At 65.0% G+C, this 17770-nt stretch carries 20 protein-coding genes, 1 tRNA gene and 1 other RNA gene; 9 read left to right on the plus strand and 13 right to left on the minus strand.

Annotation, left to right across the window (positions count from 1 at the left end; translation table 11 throughout):
* Positions 1-134: 134 nt before the first annotated feature.
* The 5 genes from ADAD_RS0111300 to efp all read right to left on the minus strand — a co-directional run bounded on the left by ADAD_RS0111300 (position 135) and on the right by efp (position 5328).
* Positions 135-1940 (minus strand): SLC13 family permease, encoded by a 1806-nt coding sequence (locus ADAD_RS0111300; protein ID WP_010413809.1) that lies wholly within the window; start codon positions 1938-1940, stop codon positions 135-137.
* 82 nt (positions 1941-2022) lie between these two features.
* A tRNA-Leu gene (locus tag ADAD_RS0111305) sits at positions 2023-2107 on the minus strand.
* A gap of 169 nt (positions 2108-2276) precedes the next feature.
* Positions 2277-3854: a putative bifunctional diguanylate cyclase/phosphodiesterase gene (locus ADAD_RS15890; RefSeq protein ID WP_010413810.1), complete on the minus strand. Its 1578-nt coding sequence runs from the start codon at positions 3852-3854 to the stop codon at positions 2277-2279.
* Between the two features lie 85 nt (positions 3855-3939).
* The gene (locus ADAD_RS0111315; protein WP_029140084.1) at positions 3940-4758 is read right to left on the minus strand and encodes an inositol monophosphatase family protein; all 819 of its coding nucleotides are present in this window, start codon (positions 4756-4758) and stop codon (positions 3940-3942) included.
* Positions 4759-4764: 6 nt separating this feature from the next.
* Positions 4765-5328 carry an elongation factor P gene (gene efp, locus ADAD_RS0111320; protein ID WP_010413814.1) on the minus strand — a complete coding sequence of 188 codons (564 nt, stop codon included), beginning with the start codon at positions 5326-5328 and terminating at the stop codon, positions 4765-4767.
* Between the two features lie 183 nt (positions 5329-5511).
* Here efp and ADAD_RS0111325 point away from each other — a divergent pair, with 183 nt between their 5' ends.
* Positions 5512-5874: a hypothetical protein gene (locus ADAD_RS0111325; RefSeq protein WP_010413816.1), complete on the plus strand. Its 363-nt coding sequence runs from the start codon at positions 5512-5514 to the stop codon at positions 5872-5874.
* Between the two features lie 24 nt (positions 5875-5898).
* Here the strand turns inward: ADAD_RS0111325 and ADAD_RS0111330 are convergent, their stop codons facing one another.
* Both ADAD_RS0111330 and thiE read right to left on the minus strand, forming a co-directional pair.
* A complete protein-coding gene (locus ADAD_RS0111330) occupies positions 5899-6630 on the minus strand; it encodes a M23 family metallopeptidase (protein ID WP_010413818.1) in 732 nt (243 codons plus the stop codon).
* Positions 6631-6667: 37 nt separating this feature from the next.
* The gene (thiE, locus tag ADAD_RS0111335) at positions 6668-7324 is read right to left on the minus strand and encodes a thiamine phosphate synthase (RefSeq protein ID WP_010413819.1); all 657 of its coding nucleotides are present in this window, start codon (positions 7322-7324) and stop codon (positions 6668-6670) included.
* Positions 7325-7404: 80 nt separating this feature from the next.
* Here thiE and ADAD_RS0111340 point away from each other — a divergent pair, with 80 nt between their 5' ends.
* A complete protein-coding gene (locus ADAD_RS0111340; protein ID WP_033193344.1) occupies positions 7405-7800 on the plus strand; it encodes a hypothetical protein in 396 nt (131 codons plus the stop codon).
* Positions 7801-7802: 2 nt separating this feature from the next.
* Here ADAD_RS0111340 and ADAD_RS0111345 read toward each other — a convergent pair whose 3' ends face one another.
* Complete coding sequence (locus ADAD_RS0111345; protein WP_010413821.1) at positions 7803-8696, minus strand: fructose bisphosphate aldolase; 894 nt, start codon at positions 8694-8696, stop codon at positions 7803-7805.
* An 86-nt stretch (positions 8697-8782) separates the two neighbouring features.
* On the opposite strand from ADAD_RS0111345, the gene ADAD_RS0111350 reads away from it, so the two are divergent.
* Entirely contained in the window at positions 8783-9541 is a 759-nt protein-coding gene (locus ADAD_RS0111350) for a flavodoxin family protein (RefSeq protein WP_010413822.1), read from the plus strand.
* A gap of 9 nt (positions 9542-9550) precedes the next feature.
* Here the strand turns inward: ADAD_RS0111350 and ADAD_RS0111355 are convergent, their stop codons facing one another.
* From ADAD_RS0111355 to tkt, 4 genes are all read right to left on the minus strand, one after another.
* Positions 9551-10015, minus strand: a complete 465-nt coding sequence (locus ADAD_RS0111355) for a PaaI family thioesterase (RefSeq protein ID WP_010413823.1) — start codon at positions 10013-10015, stop codon at positions 9551-9553.
* Between the two features lie 4 nt (positions 10016-10019).
* The gene (locus ADAD_RS0111360; RefSeq protein WP_010413824.1) at positions 10020-11234 is read right to left on the minus strand and encodes a phosphoglycerate kinase; all 1215 of its coding nucleotides are present in this window, start codon (positions 11232-11234) and stop codon (positions 10020-10022) included.
* Positions 11235-11351: 117 nt separating this feature from the next.
* Positions 11352-12359: a type I glyceraldehyde-3-phosphate dehydrogenase gene (gap, locus tag ADAD_RS0111365; protein WP_010413825.1), complete on the minus strand. Its 1008-nt coding sequence runs from the start codon at positions 12357-12359 to the stop codon at positions 11352-11354.
* A 17-nt stretch (positions 12360-12376) separates the two neighbouring features.
* Positions 12377-14368 (minus strand): transketolase, encoded by a 1992-nt coding sequence (gene tkt, locus ADAD_RS0111370; protein ID WP_029140085.1) that lies wholly within the window; start codon positions 14366-14368, stop codon positions 12377-12379.
* A gap of 191 nt (positions 14369-14559) precedes the next feature.
* Here tkt and ADAD_RS0111375 point away from each other — a divergent pair, with 191 nt between their 5' ends.
* The 6 genes from ADAD_RS0111375 (at position 14560) to ADAD_RS0111395 (ending at position 17162) form a co-directional block, all read left to right on the plus strand.
* Complete coding sequence (locus ADAD_RS0111375; RefSeq protein ID WP_010413827.1) at positions 14560-14754, plus strand: hypothetical protein; 195 nt, start codon at positions 14560-14562, stop codon at positions 14752-14754.
* Entirely contained in the window at positions 14751-15323 is a 573-nt protein-coding gene (gene zapA / locus ADAD_RS0111380) for a cell division protein ZapA (RefSeq protein ID WP_010413828.1), read from the plus strand. Before ADAD_RS0111375 ends, zapA begins: the two co-directional genes overlap by 4 nt.
* Before the next feature lie 10 nt (positions 15324-15333).
* Positions 15334-15502, plus strand: a non-coding RNA gene (ssrS, locus tag ADAD_RS17360) — 6S RNA.
* Positions 15503-15533: 31 nt separating this feature from the next.
* Positions 15534-16130, plus strand: a complete 597-nt coding sequence (locus ADAD_RS0111385) for a 5-formyltetrahydrofolate cyclo-ligase (RefSeq protein ID WP_010413829.1) — start codon at positions 15534-15536, stop codon at positions 16128-16130.
* On the plus strand, positions 16127-16342 hold the full coding sequence (locus tag ADAD_RS0111390) for a DUF2842 domain-containing protein (protein WP_010413830.1): 216 nt from the start codon (positions 16127-16129) through the stop codon (positions 16340-16342). The genes ADAD_RS0111385 and ADAD_RS0111390 overlap by 4 nt, the downstream gene beginning before the upstream one ends.
* A gap of 37 nt (positions 16343-16379) precedes the next feature.
* Positions 16380-17162 carry a DNA-formamidopyrimidine glycosylase family protein gene (locus ADAD_RS0111395; protein WP_010413831.1) on the plus strand — a complete coding sequence of 261 codons (783 nt, stop codon included), beginning with the start codon at positions 16380-16382 and terminating at the stop codon, positions 17160-17162.
* 37 nt (positions 17163-17199) lie between these two features.
* Here the strand turns inward: ADAD_RS0111395 and ADAD_RS0111400 are convergent.
* On the minus strand, positions 17200-17770 hold a 571-nt coding region (locus ADAD_RS0111400), incomplete at its 5' end, for a glutathione S-transferase family protein (RefSeq protein ID WP_010413832.1).

A 17770-nucleotide genomic window follows, 5' to 3' on the forward strand; every position in this document is an offset into this window, starting at 1 on the left:
CACACCTGACACAGTGTCCAGGCACCAAATTCCATCCGATCTTTCGCCGCCGTTCAATCGATCCAGTCGATGACCCAGAGGCTACACGGCATGTCATATCCCATGCATTGCAGATTTGCAGCGGGTAGGAAATGCTACAGCCGGTAGGTCAGCGCCAGCAGGATGGAGAGGGTCGTCACCATGATGACGACGAGCGGAACGCCTGTGCGGATATAGTCCGAAAACTCGTAGCTGCCCTCGCCCATGATCAGCATGTTGGTCTGATAGGCGATGGGCGTCGCGTAACACAGGTTGCAGCCGAACAGCACGGCCAGCACCAGCGGCTCCGGCGGCAGGCCCAGTTCGGTCGCGATGCTGAAGGCGATGGGCGTACCCACGGTCGCTGCGGTGGCGTTGGACGCGAAGTTCGTCAGCACCGTCACGAACAGCATGATCGCGGCGAGCACGAGTGCAGGCGACAGGTTGGACAGGCCGATGGAAAGCGTCACCCCCAGCCAGGCGGCTGCCCCGCTTGCCTCGATGATGGAGCCCACCGCGATGCTCGCCGCCACCAGCACGATGACCTTGGCGGACAGCGCGCGCCCCACCCGGTCGAACTTCACGCAGCCGGTCAGGAACATGAGGATCGCACCGGCCAGCGCCGAAATCGCGATGGGAAACAGGCCGATCGAGGCGGTGAAGATCGCGCCGCCCATGATGACCGCGCTGAGCAATGCCTTGGACCGGCGCGGCAGTTCGCGCATGCCTTCCAGCATCAGCAGGCTGTCGCCGCGCGCGAATTCTTCCAGTTCGGCCCGCAGGCCGGTCACCATCAGCACATCGCCTTCGGCAAAGCGCAGGTCACCTTCGGCATAGTCGGTCAGTTCGTTCTGGCCACCGGCCCAGCGATCCGGGCGATGCACGCCCAGCACCGCCACCCCGTAGAGATCGGCGATGCCCGAGCTGGGCAGCGTTCGCCCGATCAGACGCGAATCCGCGGTGACCGCCATTTCCACCACGATGACGTCCTCGTTGCGGGCACCCGCCTGCCGTCTGATGCGCGACAGCACCCAGTCGGGCGCGGCCTCTCCGCGCAGAGTGCGCATCGCATCCTCGATCCCTTCCTGCGTGCCCGAAATCAGCAGGCGCTGCTGGGGCTGGAGTTCCGCGGTCGGCGGATCGTGGACGACGACATCGCCGGATAGGCGCGGCAGAATGTCCGACAGCAGTTCGCCCGTCAGCGGCCCGTCCTCGCTCACCCGCAGGCGCGCCTGGAAACGGCGGCGCGGGCGCGTGTCTTCCTGCCGGTTGTCCTTCAGCAGGCGCGGCATCACCAGCCACAGGTACGGCAGGGCGATGGCGGCCGCGAACAGGACGATCGGCGTATAATGGAACACGCCCATTTCGGGCAGGCCCAGATCGCTGGCGATGGATACGACCAGAATATTGGTCGAAGTACCGATCGTCGTCGCCATGCCGCCGATCAGCACTGCGGCGTTCAGCGGGATCAGCGTCTTGGAGGCTGGCAGCGCACCGCGCGCGGCCAGGCTGACGAAGATCGGCAACAGCAGCACCAGCACCGGCGTGTCGTTCACCGCCATGGACAGGAACATCGCGGCCACCAGCGACACCAGCAGGCCGATCTGGAGGTTCCATTTGAACAGCTGCTCCAGCGCCCGCGCGGCAGGCTCCAGCGCGCCGCTCACCACAAGGCCCCGCCCCATGATCATCAGCGCGCAGATCGTGATGAGCGCGTAGTGTCCGAAGCCCGAGAAGGCGAGCGCCAGGCCGTCGGTCGGCTGCGTGTCGGGCAGCGGGAAGAAATAGAGAAACACCGCGATCACCGCGATGGTCATCAGCGACACGATCTCGGTCGACAGCTTGCTGCGCGCAAAGCCGAGAAACATCGCGACGGTCACGATCATGGCGGCGACCGCGTGAAAGGAGGGGGCTTCGAGCATCGCTTTCGCCCGCGATAGCCGCGAGACCCGCTGCTAGGCAATCATCCTTGACTGCCAAGGCTTCGATTTCACGCGAAAAATGTGGTGCCCCTGGCCCGACTCGAACGGGCACTCCGTAAGGAACTCGATTTTGAGTCGAGCGCGTCTACCAATTCCACCACAGGGGCAAAGCCTAGGCGAAGGCCGTGGCCATTAGCCGAGCGGGCGGATCGCATCAACGCCAAAGCGCCATCGCGCCCTTTGTTTCGGACCTCCGGGCCCAGCTCAGGGCGGGCCTGGATGCCGCGGCGCTTGGGTCCAGTATTGCTACAGGAAGACACGCCAGGAGGCTGGCGATCACGCGGCCTCGCCCACGTCGGACTTCGCCTGCGATTCCTCGCAATCGACCGATCGCGCAGGCTCGGGCCTGCCGTACAGGAAGCCCTGCGCGAAATCGCAGCCATAGTCGCGCACGCTTTGCGCGTTCGCCTCGGTCTCGACCCCCTCGACCGTCACCTTCAATCCCAGATGATGCGCCATGGAGGTGACCGCGCGAACAATGGTCTGGCTGTTCTCGTTGGTGTCGATGTTGGTGATGAACGACCGGTCGATCTTCAGCTTGTCGAACGCGAACTCGCTGAGATGGCGCAGGGAGGAATATCCGGTCCCGAAGTCGTCCAGCGAAACAAGGATCCCCTGGTTCTTGAAGCTGGAGATGATCGCTCTCGCGGTTTCGACCTCGGAGACGAGCGCGCTCTCGGTGATCTCGATTTCGAGCCGTGCGGGCGGCAAGCCTGCCTGCTGGAGCGTCTGCAGGGTACGCTCGACCAGCCACGGATCGGAGAATTGCAACGGGGAGAGGTTGATCGACAGGACGCAATCCCCCTCCCACGTGGTCGCCTCTTTTGCCGCCTTGGCGAGCAGGCGGAAATAGAGTTCGCCGATCATGCCGGACTCCTCGGCAATGGCGATGAATTCGTCCGGCTGCTTTACCCGGCCGTCGCGACCTTCCCACCGGGCGAGTGCCTCGTAACCCAGCACCCTGCCCGTCGACAGTTCGATCAGCGGCTGGAAATAGGGTTCGATCTCGTCCGCGTCGATCGCCTCGCGCAGCTTGCGTTCGGTGCGCGCCCGCCGGGCGACGGCCTCGTCCATCCCCTTTTCGAAGAAGCAGAACGTCTGGTTGGGAGAGGACTTGGCGCGATACATCGCCGCATCCGCCTGCGTGATGATGCGGTCGGTCGCCAGGCCCGGCCGGTCCACCAGCGTGATGCCGACGCTTGCGCCCACCGTGGCACTCGCTTTCGCGGAGGGCAGATCGACGGGCTTGCCGAAGGCTTCGACAAGCTCTTCAACTCTCACCACGAGAGATTCGCTGGAGGAAAAGCCGGCCAGCAGAACCACGAATTCGTCTCCGCCCAGCCGCGCCACGAGATCGCCCTTGCGCACGTGCGAACACAGGTTCTCGGCCGCTGCCAGCAGCACTTCGTCACCGGCCACGTGGCCGTACAGGTCGTTGATGGCCTTGAACCGGTCGAGGTCGATCATCGCCAGCGCGAAGGGCTCGGCATCGGCCTTCGCGATGGCTGTCTTGATCGCTTCGTAGGCCTTCCGGCGGTTGGGAAGGCCCGTTAGCGGGTCGTGAAAGGCAAGCGCGCTCGCCTCCTTCTCGGCCGCGACCCGGCGCCGGAACTCGCGCCGCAATTCGATCAGCCGCCGGACCGCGTAGATCGCGAAAGCGAACGGCATGATCATCATCACCGTGAGGATTTCGTCGAGTTCCCAGGACTCGTGCGTCGCGGAGAAGTGGACGATGTATTCGAAGCCCTCGACCGCGATGGATACCGCCAAAAGAAGGCTAAAAAAGCCGAAAATGCTCAGCGCCTCGACCCGGGCGGACCGGCTCAGGAAGGTCTTCTTATCGAGATCTTTCATAGCAAGTCTCTCTCCGACCGTCTGTTAGACCAGACGGGCGTTAAGATTATCTTGCTATGTTAGAGACTTATTTTACCCCACCCACTCAGCGAAGCGAGGCGGCGACCACCTTGTGCATCTTGGAATGCAACGCGTCGTTGCCCGCCAGGACCTGCTCGTGAAGGACCGGCTGGCTGCGACCGCGATAATCGGTCACGAAACCACCCGCCTCGCGCACCAGCAGGCACCCGGCCGCCGTATCCCACGGCTGCAGGTCGCTTTCCCAGAAGCCATCGAAGCGACCGGCGGCGAGCCACGCAAGGTCCAGCGAAGCCGCGCCGAACCGGCGGATGCCCGCGACTTCGGGGCCGAGCGCACCATAGATCCGGCTCCACTCGGCAAAGTCGCCGTGCCCCTGAAAGGGCATGCCCGTCGCAATCAGCGCATCGCTCAGGCGAGAGCGCGAGGATACGCGCAGGCGCGCATCCTGCAGCCAGGCGCCGCGCGTCTTCTCGGCCCAGAACGTCTCGTCGGTGACCGGCTGGTAGACCACGCCCGCGATGACATCGCCCCAGCCCGAACCGTCCAGCTTGCGCTCCTGCGCGGCGATGGAAATGGCGAAATGCGGGATGCCGTGCAGGAAGTTGCTCGTCCCGTCGAGCGGATCGACCACCCAGCGGTGGCTTTCATCCTCGCCTTTGATCTCGCCCGCTTCTTCCAGCAGGAAGCCCCAGCCCGGGCGGGCCTGAAGCAGATCGTCGTAGATCGATCGCTCCGCGCGCATGTCCGCCTTGCTGACGAAATCCGCCGGGCCCTTGCGGCTGACCTGCAAGTGCTCGATCTCGCCGAAATCGCGCCGCAGCTTGCCACCAGCGCGGCGTGCGGCGCGTTCCATCACGCGAATGAGGCCTGAAATCGCTGCCATGACGGGTCAGCCAGCCTTCCCGACATAGGATTGTTCGTACACATCGACGATGATGCGCGTGCCGCTTTCGATGTGCGGGGGAACCATGATCCGCACGCCATTGTCGAGCACGGCGGGCTTGTAGCTGGAAGAGGCGGTCTGCCCCTTCACCACCGCGTCGGCTTCGACGATTTCCGCCTCGATCTGTTCGGGCAGCTGCACGGAAATCGGCTTTTCTTCCCACAGTTCCAGCGTCACCGTCATCCCGTCCTGCAGGAAGGGGCGCGCATCGCCGAGCAGGTCGCTGGGCAGGAAGATCTGTTCGAAGGTGTCGGAATCCATGAACACCAGATGTTCGCCATCCTCGTACAGGAACTGGTAGTCCTTCGTGTCCAGCCGGACTTTCTCGACCGTGTCGGCGCTGCGGAAACGCACGTTGGTCTTGCGGCCATCCTGCAGGTTCTTCATCTCAACCTGCATGTAGGCCCCGCCCTTGCCCGGCTGGGTGTGCTGGATCTTGGCGACCTTCCAGATGCCGCCTTCATATTCGATGATATTGCCGGGGCGGATATCGACGCCGCTGATCTTCATGGGGGTATAACCTTGGCTCTGAGCGAAATAATGGCTGCACGGGCGACACAAGCCAGCCGACGCAGCAAGGCGCGGGCCTTAGCCGAGCGCTCATGCTCAAGCAAGGTAAGGTGCGCTATAAGGACCATCATGAACAGCAGATTCGAAATGAACCCTTCCCGCCTCGCAAAACCGTTCAGGGCAATGGCCCTCACGGCCGCGATCGCGCTGCCTGCCGCCGCGCTGAGCGCCCAGGCGAACATGCCGCAGTCGGGCCGCATCGATACGCTGCCCATCGGGCAGTACGAATGCGCCCTGCCCGGCGATGCGAGCGGCCCCGCCTGGGAGCCCGTTCCCCAGCGCGATTTCACGATTCTCAACGGGTCGAGCTACGAAGCCAAGGGCGAACGCGGCATCTATCTGCTGCGCGGCAGCGAAGTGATCTTCACCGCCGGCCCGCTGAAGGGCAGGATGATGGAGCGCACGGGCCAGCGAATGCTGCGTGAAAAGGCCGCCGACGGCACGCTTGGCCGGATGCGGTGTGTTCTGGCAGGGCCCGTCAACTAGGCTGAAAGGCGCGCCGGAGGCCCGTCACTCCGCCTCTTTGGCGAGGTAGGGATAGGGATTGATCGCGTTGGTCGGCTCCCACCACTGCGCGTCCTTGGTCGTGCGCATGATGGAAAAATGGAGATGCGGCGCATCGGGCGCGGCATTGCCGGTCGTGCCCACCGCACCCAGACGCTGGCCGCGGCGAACCTTCTGGCCTTCCTTCAGGCCCGGCGCATACTTGTCCAGGTGGGCGTAATAGAAGATCGTCTGCTTGTCGGTCGAGCGGATGTAGAGCGAATTGCCGCCTGTTTCGGACTGGTAGATGCGCTCTATCGTGCCCGGAGCCGCCGCGATGACGCTGGTTCCCTTGGGGGCCATGATGTCGATCGCCTCGTGCAGACGCGCGCCGCCGTCACGCTCGGCAAGGAAACTGTCGGACAGGTCGTCGGGCCGCACGTTCAGCACCGGGATCACCAGCTGCCCCAGATCGCTTGAGCGGGGCCGCGTCGCGCTGGCACGGTCGGGAGAGATCACGTTGCGCTCCCGCTCCGCGAGCGAGGCCTGCGGACGGGTTTCCTCACCCTCGTCCTCGGCGGCAACCGTTTCCCGGGTCAGCGGCGGGTTTGCGGAGGAAGCCGCCTCGCCCGGGCGAGTCTTCTCGATCTGGCTGTCGGAGTCGGACATTTCGATCAGGCTTCCGCCCGCAACGATCCACACCATCGAGGTGATGGTGGCGGTCACGATGATCGTCAGGATGCGGTCTACGGCGCCCATGGCCTTGCGTTTAGCAGATTTCAGCGCCTCAAACATCCTATTGCCCCTCAAGCACCTTTACGAAGGCCTGAACGGCTGCCGTCTCGTCCCCGTTCCACACCGCTCCGGAAACCGCGAGAAAGTCTGCCCCGGCCTCGATCAGGGGCCCGCAGTTTTCAGGGCTGATCCCGCCGATGGCGACGCAGGGAAGCTCGAATATCTGCGTCCACCATTCGATGATCTCGGGCGCCGGACGCTCGGCATCGCTCTTGTCCTTCGTGGTGCTGGGGAAGAACGCGCCGAAGGCGACGTAATCTGCCCCCGCCTCGCCCGCTTCCATCGCGAAGTGGCGCGATGCGTGGCAGGTCACGCCGATCTGCGCCTGCATGCCCAGCGCGTCGCGCGCTTCCGCCACGGTGCCGTCGTCCTGCCCCAGATGCACGCCATCCGCCTTCAGCCGCTTGGCCAGCGCAATATCGTCGTTGACGATGAAGGCGACGTCACGCTCGGCACAGATATCGCGCAAAGGCTCTGCCAGGGCAGCCGCCTCGTGCTGGTCGAAGCCCTTCACCCGAAACTGGAACGCGGTGACATGCCCCTCCCCCGCATCGATCGCGCGGGCGAGCCGGGCCGGGAAATCGCCGCCTACGTCGAGCGGGGAGATGAGGTAAAGCTGGGTGGGAACGCGCGGGATCGCGCCATTGGTATCGGACATGGTGGTGTGGCCTAGCGATGGTTGGGCAGTTCGTCGATATTCAGGCGCAAGCAAGCCGGAAAGGCGCTACTGCAAACGCCATGAAACACGCCCTGCTCCTCGCCGCCATCCTGCCGCTATCGGCCTGCGCCATCGTGCCCAATTCGCCGATCGTCGATTCCCAGCACGAGGTTGCGCAGCAGGGATCGCTGGTTGGCCTGCTTCGGCCCGTGCAACTGGGCCGCGTGGTGGTGACGCCGATGCGCGTGACCGAGGACAGCCGCTGCCCGCAGAACGTGCAGTGCGTCCACGCCGGGCGCGTGGTGGTGGAAACGCGGATCGACGGGCCGGGCTGGCGGCAGACGCAGCCGCTTGTGCTGGGCGAGCCGCATTCGGTGCGTGATGTGCGCGTGACGCTGGTCGAGGTGCAGCCGGCGATGCGGGTCGATCCCCGCATCACCTCTGCGCAATACCGCTTCCGCTTCAGCCCGGACTGATCTCAGCCCGCAACGCTGGCGGCGTGGATTTCGTCGATCGCGCTTTCCAGCGCATTGTTGAACTTCTCGTCGTCCATGTGCGCGCGCAGCTCTTCCAGCAGCGCGCGGCTGAAGCTGGCAATCATGCCGGTGTTCTTCGCCAGTTCGCGGCACGCCTCGTCCCGGCCATAGCCGCCCGACAGCGCGACGACGCGCAGCACCTTGGGATGCTCGACCAGCGGCAGGTAGAGGTTCGGCTCGCTCGGGATGGTCAGCTTCAGCATCACCTGCTGGCCTTCGGGCACCCGCTCCAGCTGTTCCTGGAACGCGGCCAGCAGATGCGCCTCCGCCTCGCCGCGTGTTTCTGACTTGAGGCTCACTTCGGGTTCGAGGATCGGCACCAGCCCGTGGCTGAGGATCTGCAGGCCGAAATCCATCTGCTGGCGGACGGCGTCGGCGATGCCCTGCTGGTTCGCCTCATGGACCACCGAGCGCATCTTGGTGCCGAACACGCCCAGTTCCTTGGCGCGGGCGCACTGCTCGGCAAGCTGCGGCATGTCCTTCATCAGCTGCACGCCATTGGCTTCGTCGTGCATGCCCTTGTCCACCTTCAGGAAGGGAACGATGCCCTTGCCTGCCAGCCGCTCGGGGATCGGCATGCCTTCGGGGTTGCAGCCTTCCATGGTCTTTTCGAACAGGATCGCGCCAACCACCTTGTCGCCGGTAAAGGCGGGGCTTTCCACGATGCGGCAGCGCATCTCGTGGATCTTGGCGAACATCTCGTCCTCGCCGGAATATTCGTCTTCGCCGACGCCGTAGCCTGCCAGAGCCTTGGGCGTGGAGCCGCCCGACTGGTCCAGCGCCGCGATAAAACCGTTACCTTCGGCGATCTTCGCCTTCATCTGTTCGAAGTTCATGGGACCTTTCGCCTCTCTGGGTTCGTTCGATTCCCGGCGGCTTAGCCAGCGCCGCCCGCACTCGCAAGACACGCAAGGGAGTAAGCATGCTGGACGAAACGCAGGATCGGCTTTGCGCCGGGAACACGACCGACTTCAGCGACCTGAAGGCGATGATCGTCAATTGTACGCTGAAGCGCGGCGACGAGCCGAGCCATACCGACACGCTGCTGGACCAGGTGGCAACGATCTTCGAGAAGGTCGGCGTGACGGTGGACCGGATGCGCGCGGTGAACCACGATATTGCGCCGGGCGTCTATCCCGACATGACCGAACACGGCGCGGACCACGACGAATGGCCGCAGATCTGGCCGCGCGTGAAAGCTGCCGACATCCTCGTCATCGGAACGCCGATCTGGCTGGGCGAGAAAAGCTCGATCGCGCAGGGCCTGATTGAGAAGCTCTATGCCCATTCGGGTCAGACCAACGACAAGGGCCAGTACGTCTTCTACGGCAAGGTCGGCGGCTGTATCGTCACCGGCAACGAGGACGGGATCAAGCATGTCGCTGCAGGCGTGCTCTACGCCATGAGCCATGTCGGCTACACCATCCCGCCGCAGGCCGATGCGGGCTGGATCGGCGAGGCAGGCCCCGGCCCCAGCTACGGCGACGAGCGCGAGGATGGCAGCCGCGCCGGCTTCGACAACAGCTTCACCCGCCAGAACACCACCTTCGCCACCTGGAACATGCTGCACATGGCGCGCATGCTGAAGGATGCAGGCGGCCTGCCCGCCTATGGCAATTCGCAGGAGCTGTGGAGCGACGGGATGCGTTTCGGCAGCCCCGATCCGCAGCACCGCAGCTGAGGCTGAGGCTCAGCGCTCCCCGCGCACCTTGCGGATGATACCGTCGAAGCGCAGCACCGGCTGTCCGTCGGCCTTGACGATCCCGGCGACGAAGATCGTCTTGCCCCCGGCGCGCACGACCTCGCCCGTCGCCTCGACCAGCTGGCCGACGCGCACCGGATCGAGGAAATCGCCGGTCAGCGTCAGCGTCACGCCATGGCTGTCGCCCAGCGCATCGCGCGCGATGGTGAAGATGGCCGAATCGGCGAAGGTCATCAGGCAGCCGCCATGCATGAAGCCAGCGCCGTTCATGTGGCGCTGTTCGGCGCGAAAGGCGGCGATCATCGAGCCGTCATCGGCCCGCTTTTCGTAGAACGGCCCCGCGCGCTGCTCGAAAGCATCGGACTGCCACACCTGCCAGCCCGCGAATTCGCCCTCGGTCACATCGACGAGGCCCGTGCCGCTCGTCTCGCCTACGCCCTGGTTCTCGCTCATGGGATCAGGCCTGCGACTTTGTCTTGAGGGCATCGACGCCGGGCAGAGGCTTGCCCTCCATCCATTCGAGGAACGCGCCCCCCGCGGTCGAAACATAGGTAAAGTCGTCCGCGACACCCGCCAGATTGAGCGCGGCGACCGTATCGCCGCCGCCCGCGATGGAGACGAGCGAGCCTTCCTTGGTCAGCGCCGCCGCCGTGCGCGCGAGGGTGACGGTCGCCTGATCGAAGGGCGGCGTTTCGAACGCACCCAGCGGCCCGTTCCAGATCAGCGTGCGGCATGTCTTGAGAACGTCGGCCAGCGCCTCGGTCGCCTGCGCGCCGATATCGAGGATCATCTCGTCCTCGGCCACCTCGTGAACATTGCTAGTCCGCAGGCTCGCGGGGTTAGCGGCGAATTCCCTGGCCACAACCACGTCGTAAGGCAGATGCACGGTGCAGCCGGCATGGTCCGCCGCGTCCATGATAGCGTTCGCCTTGTCGACCAGATCGTGCTCAGCCAGGCTCTTGCCCACCGAAGCCCCTCGCGCGGCGAGGAAGGTATTGGCCATCCCGCCGCCGATGATGAGGTGCTGCACCTTGCCGACGAGGTTTTCCAGCACGTCCAGCTTGGTCGAAACCTTCGCCCCGCCCACGACAGCCGCCACAGGCGTTTCCGGGTTGCCGAGCGCCGCGTCGAGCGCCTTCAGCTCTGCCTCCATCGAGCGTCCGGCGTAGGAGGGCAGCAGGTGCGCCAGCCCCTCGGTGCTGGCATGCGCGCGGTGTGCGGCGGAGAACGCGTCGTTCACGTAGATATCGCCATGCGCGGCGATGGCCCTGGCAAAATCGGGGTCGTTGCCTTCCTCGCCCGGCCAGAAACGCGTATTCTCCAGCAGGCCGATATCGCCATCACGCAGGATGCCGAGCGATTGTTCGACGATCGGGCCGCTGATCTCGGGCACGAACATCACTTCCTTGTCCAGCACCCGCTCGACATCGCCCTGCACGTAGGATGTGCTCATGGTCGAATTGCGCTGCCCCTTGGGCCGCCCGAAATGGGCCAGCAGCAGCACTTTCGCGCCCTTCCCACTCAGTTCGAGGATGGTCGGCTTCGCCGCTTCCACACGCGTTACGTCGGTGGCGGAGCCATCCTTCATCGGCAGGTTGAGATCGACGCGCACCAGCGCGACCTTGCCGGAAAGATCGGCAGGCAGATCGTCGAGGGTCTTGAAATTCGCCACAGCGCTGTTCCGTTCGTGGTGAGCCTGTCGAACCGCGAATTGCGGCGGTGTTTAAGGGTTGGGACCGTCCGCCCTTCGACAGGCTCAGGACGAACGGTCATCAACGTAGTGAGCGCCTCAGATCAGCTTCGCCATCACACCGGCGGTGTCGATCATCCGGTTGGAGAAGCCCCATTCGTTGTCGTACCAGCTGACCACGCGCGCCAGCTTGCCTTCGAGAACCGCAGTTTCCAGGCTGTCGACCGTGGAGCTGGCGGGCTGGTGGTTGAAATCGCTGCTGACCAGCGGCTGGTCGGTAAAGTCGAGAACGCCCTTCATGGCGCCGTTTGCCGCCGCCTTGAGCGCCTCGTTCAGCTCTTCCGCGCTCGTGTCGCGGCCCGGCGTGAACACCAGGTCGATCAGCGACACGTTCGGCGTCGGCACGCGCACCGACGAGCCATCCAGCTTGCCGTTGAGTTCGGGCAGCACCAGGCCGACCGCGCGCGCTGCACCCGTGGTGGTCGGGATCATGTTCTGCGCACCGCCGCGCGCACGGCGCATGTCTCCGTGCATCTGGTCGAGCATGCGCTGGTCGTTGGTGTAGGAGTGGATCGTGGTCATGAAGCCACGCTCGATGCCCACGGTGTCCTGCAGCACCTTGGCCACCGGTGCCAGGCAGTTGGTGGTGCAGCTGGCGTTGGAGACGATCAGGTCCTCGCCCGTCAGCACTTCGTGGTTCACGCCGTAGACGACGGTCTTGAGATCGCCCTTGGCCGGGGCCGAGATCAGCACGCGTTTTGCGCCCGCATCGAGATGCGGCTTCGCGGCGTCGACCGACTGGAAGAAGCCGGTGCATTCCAGCACGATGTCCACGCCCATGTCGCCATGCGGCAGCTTGCCCGGCTCACGCTCGCTGGTGACGGCGATCTTCTTGCCATCGACCACCAGTGCATTGCCATCGACGCTGACCGAACCGGGGAAGCGGCCGTGGGTCGAATCGAACTGGAACAGCAGCGCGTTGGCGTCCGCATTGGCAAGATCGTTGATCGCCACCAGTTCGAGATCGTGATCGTTCCGTTCCAGCAACGCGCGCGCGACGAGCCGCCCGATCCGGCCGAAACCATTGATTGCAACCTTGGTCGCCATGACGATTTTCTCCTGACTTATGCTTCGAGCTTGGCGAGAATCTTCGGGACGATCGCCTCGCTGGTGAATCCGAAATGCTCGAACGCGTCCGGCGCGGGCGCGGACGTGCCGAAGCCGTCGATGCCGATGCGCAGGCCGTTGAGCATGGTGTAACGTTCCCACCCGAAGCTGGTGCCGGCTTCGATGCTGACGCGCAGAATCTCTTCCGGGCCGACATTGGGCAGGATGCGGTCGCGATAGGCGGGGCTCTGTTCGTCGAACAGTTCGGCGCAGGGCATGGAAACCACGTCCGCCCCGATATCGCGCCCTTCCAGCGCTTCGGCGCAGGCGAGTGCCAGCTGCACTTCGGAACCGGTCGCGATCAGGATCACGCGGCGTTCCGCCTGCGCTTCCTTCACCCGGTAGGCCCCGTGTGCACACTGGTTTTCCTCCGCCTCTTCGGTGCGGAACTGTTCCAGCCCCTGGCGCGAGAGCGCGAGGACGCTGGGGCGCTTTTTCTGCTGCAGCGCGATTTCCCAGCACTCGGCAGTCTCGACCGCGTCGGCGGGCCGCATCACGAGCAGATTGGGAATTGCCCGAAGCGATTGGAGATGTTCGATCGGCTGGTGCGTCGGGCCGTCTTCCCCCAGCCCGATCGAATCATGCGTCATCACATAGACGACGCGCGCCTGCTGGAGAGCAGAGAGGCGGATCGCGGGGCGGCAGTAATCGCTGAACACCAGGAAAGTGCCGCCATAGGGGATCACGCCGCCGTGCAGCGCCATGCCGTTCATGGCCGAGGCCATGCCGAATTCGCGGATGCCGTAATAGACGTAGCGCCCGCTCGCATCGTCCGCCGTGAAGGTTTCGAGGCCTTCGGTCTTGGTATTGTTCGATCCGGTCAGGTCGGCCGATCCGCCCACCGTTTCGGGCAGGCGCGAATTGATGACGGCAAGCGCATTCTCGCTCGCCTTGCGGCTCGCCACCTTTTGCGGTTCGCGCACCAGATCGCCGACGAATTCCTTCAGATCGAAGCCTTCGGGAAGATCGCCCGCCATGCGCCGTTCGAATTCGGCCTTGTGCTCGCTGTCGCCCAGCCGCGTGGACCAGTCGGTGCGCGCTTCGTAGCCGCGCGACCCGGCGGAGCGCCATTCCTCTCGCACCTGATCGGGAATTTCGAAGGGGGCGGCCTGCCAGTTCAGTTCCTTGCGCGCCGCTTCGACCTCGGCTGCGCCCAGCGGCGAACCATGCGTGGCAGCGGTGCCCTGCTTGTTCGGCGCGCCGCGGCCGATCATCGTGCGGCAGGCGATCAGCGTGGGGCGATCCTGCGCCTGCGCTTCGTCGATGGCGCGCGCGATGTCGGCATAGTCGTGCCCGTCGCACGAATTGACGAACCAGCCGGTCGCCTCGAACCGGGCGCGCACGTTCTCGCTGGTCGAAAGATCGGTGCTGCCGTCGATGGTGATGCGGTTATCGTCCCAGAACACAACCAGGCGGCTGAGCTTGAGGTGCCCGGCAAGGCCGATCGCTTCGTGATTGACGCCTTCCATCAGGCAGCCGTCGCCCGCGATCACCCAGGTCCGGTGGTCCACCAGATCGTCACCGAACTGGCTGTTGAGGTGCCGTTCCGCCATCGCCATGCCCACGGCCATCGCAAGGCCCTGGCCCAGCGGGCCGGTGGTGCATTCGACACCGGGGAGCAGGAAGTTTTCCGGGTGCCCGGCAGTCGGGCTGCCGATCTGGCGGAAATTCTCGATCTCCTCCATCGTCGGATGGGCGAAGCCGGAAAGGTGCAGCAGCGAATAGATCAGCATCGATCCGTGGCCCGCGCTCAGCACGAAGCGGTCGCGGTCGGGCCACGAGGGCGCGCTGGCATCGTATTTGAGGTAATTGGACCACAGCACCGTGGCGACGTCGGCCATGCCCATCGGCATGCCCGGATGGCCGCTCTGTGCTTTTTGCACCGCATCCATCGACAGGGCCCGGATGGCGTTGGCCATCGGGATCAGGCGGGCGGGGTCTAGACTCATGCGCTGGGGTACTCCTGTGCGGCATCCGGGCCGCCTGGCCCTGCCGCGATTCGATCATCGCGCTGCCATCGACAAGGCAGGCGTTCAGGTCAAGGCGGCGGGGCATCTCTCGTCGGTCCGATTGCGCAAACTGTCCAAAAAATCGCGCCCGCTCTTGGGGATGGCGTTTTTGCCGATTACAGGTTTGCAGGATGAGGGACCAAAGGCTCGAACAGACGATCCAGCGGATCGAACAGGCGCTGGCGCGCATCGCCGCCGCCGCGGATGCCGCCGCTTCGAAGGATAGCGGGGCCGGCGAACTCGAACAGCGCCACGAGGTGCTTCGCACCAAGGTACGCGCCCAGCTCGACCGGCTGGACGACGTGATCGGCAGCCTCGAATCATGAGCACGCTGGATATCAGGATCGGCGGGCGCGAATTCGCGATCTCCTGCGGACCGGGTGACGAAGAGCGCGTTCGGGCGCTGGCAACGACGATCGACGAGTATTTCCAGCCGCTCGCCCCGCGCTTCTCCCAGAACCTGCTGTTCGCCTGCCTGCGCGCGGCGGACGATGTTTTCGAAAAATCGGGCGTGTCCCCGGGGGAAGACCCGGAAACCCGGCAGCTGCGCGAACGGCTTGCCGATGTCGAGCAGGAGCGCGACCGGCTGGAAGCCGCGCTGTCCTCCGCCACGGATGCACGCGGCCGGCTGGAGCGCGATCTGCGGCAGGCGCGCGAGGAAGCCGCTGCGCGCAACGATGCCGAAAACAAGGCCCAGGCGGAACGGATCGCCACGCTGGAAGAGCGCTGCGAGGAACTTCAGCACCAGCTGGAGGACGCGCGCACGCAGTCCCTGCCCTTCGGCGATGGCGATGGTGCGGAAATGGACGACGATCTGCTGCCCGCACTCGAAAGGTTCGCCGGTCTGCTCGAATCCTGTGCCGACAAGCTTGAGGGGCGCCCGCAGAGCGCCTAGATAGGAAACGGCGGGACTGCCCGGCACGAGCCGTAGAACATCCCTGAGGCTATAAGCTTATCCTAGGGAGCTGTCCCTGCCCTGGTCCACCAGTTCGGCTGTGGGACTGGGGTATACGGCGCCCACCTGACCTTTTGCGTCAGAGGATTTCCCAGGCACCGACCCATGGTGGTTCCGCCACTTTCTGATCATCAAGGGGCGACAGACTGTATGACCGCGAGCGACAAGGCCCGCCTGCGGCGCGAAATGCGCGCCCTACGCAAGCAGACGGCAGCGCAGCTGCCCGATCCGGTGCGCGCGCTGGTCTTCTCGCGCCCCCCCGCGCCTGTGCTGGAGAATATTGCCGATGGCGCGGTTATCGGCCTCTATCACGCGAGCGCGAATGAGGCTCCGACCCAGCGCTACGCCCAGTATTTCCTCGAAAACGGGCACCGCATCGCCCTGCCCCGCCTGCTTGCGGAAGACGGCGCGATGCGTTTTGCCGAGCATACGGACCCGCTGGGTGGCAGCGACCTCGAAGCAGGACCACACGGCCTGATGCAGCCCGGCGCGGATGCGGCGGACCTTGTTCCCGATGTGCTGTTCGTCCCGCTGCTCGCCTTCGACACCGCTGGCGGGCGTCTGGGCCAGGGCGGCGGCTATTACGATCGCTGGATGGCGGACCACGGGCAGGTATTGCGGATCGGGCTGGCGTGGGACACGCAGGCGGTCGACCGGGTGCCGATGGAGGCGCACGATATGCCGCTTCACCGCGTGGTCACACCGACCCGCGTGTTCGGCCCGTTTGATGAAGAGGACGCGGAATGAGGCACGAACCCAACTGGCGCATTCCTGTCGGCATCCTCGGCCTGCTGCTGGGCCTGGCGATCTACGCCATCGTGATCGCGCGCTACGTCCCCTCGCTCGTGATGGGATGGCCCGTGCTGCTCCAGACCGTCGTCTATCTCGTCCTCGGCGTGATCTGGCTGCTGCCTCTGAAGCGCTTTCTGATCTGGATGGAAACGGGCCGCTGGGGCTGACGCGGAACCGGGTTCGCAGTGTCGCCGTTTTGCGCGCATGCCCGAACTGCCCGAAGCCGAAGCCAACCGCCTGAGGGTCGCACGCGATTGCCTCAACCGCACGATCGAGGCGGCCGAGCCGGGCGACGACACCGATCACATCGAACTGCCCGGCGACAACGAGCGGGGGCGACTGGTGGGCCACCAGTTCACCCAAACCCACCGCCACGGAAAACTGATCTTCGCCGGGTCCGGGACAGGCCCGTGGATCGCGGTGCATCTGGGCATGACCGGCTCTCTGCGTCCCTTCGACGCGGATGACGGCCCACCCGACTACGCAAAATTCGTGATCCGCTTCGAAGGAGAGCGGCGACTGGCCTTCCGCTGCCCGCGCAAGCTTGGCTGGGTGCGCGTGGTCGACAGCCCGCAAGCCGAGATCGACCGCATAGAATTCGGCCCGGACGCGTTCGAGATTTCACGCGATGTCTTTGTCGAGGTGATCGGCACATCGCGCGGCGCCATCAAATCGGCGCTGATGCAGCAAAAGAAGCTCGCCGGGATCGGCAACCTGTGGTCCGACGAAATCCTGTTTCGCCTCGGCATCGACCCGCAGCGCAAGGGCACGCAGCTGGACGAGGAGCAGCTGGGGGAAATGTACGACGCGATGCGCAACATCCTTCGCGCGGTGGTCGATACGCAGGCGGACTACAGCAAGCTGCCGGAGGATTGGCTGATCCATACCCGGGACGAAGGTGCCGAGTGCCCGCAATGCGGCGGCAGGATCACCCGCACCAAGGTCGGCGGGCGCAGCGCGTTTCACTGCACCCGCCACCAGGACTAGGACCTGAAAGCCGAAGACGCCCGGAAGCTGAACCCGCCTAGAAGCTGAAGACGAACGTCTCGCGTCCATCCTTCTCCATCGCCCGCTGGAACGAGGGGGTCTCGCGCATCTGTTCCATCCACCGCTGGCAGTTGGGACGATCCTTCAGCCGCCCCTGCGCATCGGCGGACGCGATGGAATAGCACATGGAGATATCCGCTGCCGTCAGGTGATCGCCCGCGATCCACCTGTTGCGCGCCAGATCGATCTCCAGCTTGTCGAACAGGGTTTTCAGCCGCGGCGCGACCAGCATTTCGCGGACCGTATCGGTCGCCTTTCCGATCACCGGGCGGACCAGCGCAGGCGAACGGTCCTTCATCATGGTCAGCAGGCCGTTGAAGAACTGCATCGGCATCAGGCTGCCCACCCCGGCGTGGAACCAGAACAGGTAGTCGGTCCGGCTGGAATCGCCAGGCGCAGGGCGCAGCGGGCTGTCCGGGTGCGAATCGAGGATGTAGTCGATCACGGCGTTGCTCTCTGCGAGGACGAGGCCGTTATCGTCGGTGATGACCGGCGCAGTGCCCAGCGGAGAGAGCGCCTTGTAGGTCGCCGGAGCGAGGCGGGTCTGC

It is taken from the genome of Citromicrobium sp. JLT1363, assembly GCF_000186705.1.
Lineage (GTDB): Bacteria > Pseudomonadota > Alphaproteobacteria > Sphingomonadales > Sphingomonadaceae > Alteriqipengyuania.

Excerpts from the sequence above, each read along its gene's own strand:
- ADAD_RS0111395 (WP_010413831.1), top strand. The coding sequence starts at position 16,380 with ATGCCCGAACTGCCCGAAGCCGAAGCCAACCGCCTGAGGGTCGCACGC.
- zapA (WP_010413828.1), top strand. The coding sequence starts at position 14,751 with ATGAGCACGCTGGATATCAGGATCGGCGGGCGCGAATTCGCGATCTCC.
- ADAD_RS0111390 (WP_010413830.1), top strand. The coding sequence starts at position 16,127 with ATGAGGCACGAACCCAACTGGCGCATTCCTGTCGGCATCCTCGGCCTG.
- ADAD_RS0111355 (WP_010413823.1), bottom strand. The coding sequence starts at position 10,015 with ATGAGCGAGAACCAGGGCGTAGGCGAGACGAGCGGCACGGGCCTCGTC.
- ADAD_RS0111385 (WP_010413829.1), top strand. The coding sequence starts at position 15,534 with ATGACCGCGAGCGACAAGGCCCGCCTGCGGCGCGAAATGCGCGCCCTA.
- tkt (WP_029140085.1), bottom strand. The coding sequence starts at position 14,368 with ATGAGTCTAGACCCCGCCCGCCTGATCCCGATGGCCAACGCCATCCGG.
- ADAD_RS0111325 (WP_010413816.1), top strand. The coding sequence starts at position 5,512 with ATGGCCCTCACGGCCGCGATCGCGCTGCCTGCCGCCGCGCTGAGCGCC.
- ADAD_RS0111375 (WP_010413827.1), top strand. The coding sequence starts at position 14,560 with ATGAGGGACCAAAGGCTCGAACAGACGATCCAGCGGATCGAACAGGCG.
- efp (WP_010413814.1), bottom strand. The coding sequence starts at position 5,328 with ATGAAGATCAGCGGCGTCGATATCCGCCCCGGCAATATCATCGAATAT.
- ADAD_RS0111345 (WP_010413821.1), bottom strand. The coding sequence starts at position 8,696 with ATGAACTTCGAACAGATGAAGGCGAAGATCGCCGAAGGTAACGGTTTT.
- gap (WP_010413825.1), bottom strand. The coding sequence starts at position 12,359 with ATGGCGACCAAGGTTGCAATCAATGGTTTCGGCCGGATCGGGCGGCTC.
- ADAD_RS0111340 (WP_033193344.1), top strand. The coding sequence starts at position 7,405 with ATGAAACACGCCCTGCTCCTCGCCGCCATCCTGCCGCTATCGGCCTGC.
- ADAD_RS0111300 (WP_010413809.1), bottom strand. The coding sequence starts at position 1,940 with ATGCTCGAAGCCCCCTCCTTTCACGCGGTCGCCGCCATGATCGTGACC.
- ADAD_RS0111315 (WP_029140084.1), bottom strand. The coding sequence starts at position 4,758 with ATGGCAGCGATTTCAGGCCTCATTCGCGTGATGGAACGCGCCGCACGC.
- ADAD_RS0111350 (WP_010413822.1), top strand. The coding sequence starts at position 8,783 with ATGCTGGACGAAACGCAGGATCGGCTTTGCGCCGGGAACACGACCGAC.
- thiE (WP_010413819.1), bottom strand. The coding sequence starts at position 7,324 with ATGTCCGATACCAATGGCGCGATCCCGCGCGTTCCCACCCAGCTTTAC.
- ADAD_RS15890 (WP_010413810.1), bottom strand. The coding sequence starts at position 3,854 with ATGAAAGATCTCGATAAGAAGACCTTCCTGAGCCGGTCCGCCCGGGTC.
- ADAD_RS0111330 (WP_010413818.1), bottom strand. The coding sequence starts at position 6,630 with ATGGGCGCCGTAGACCGCATCCTGACGATCATCGTGACCGCCACCATC.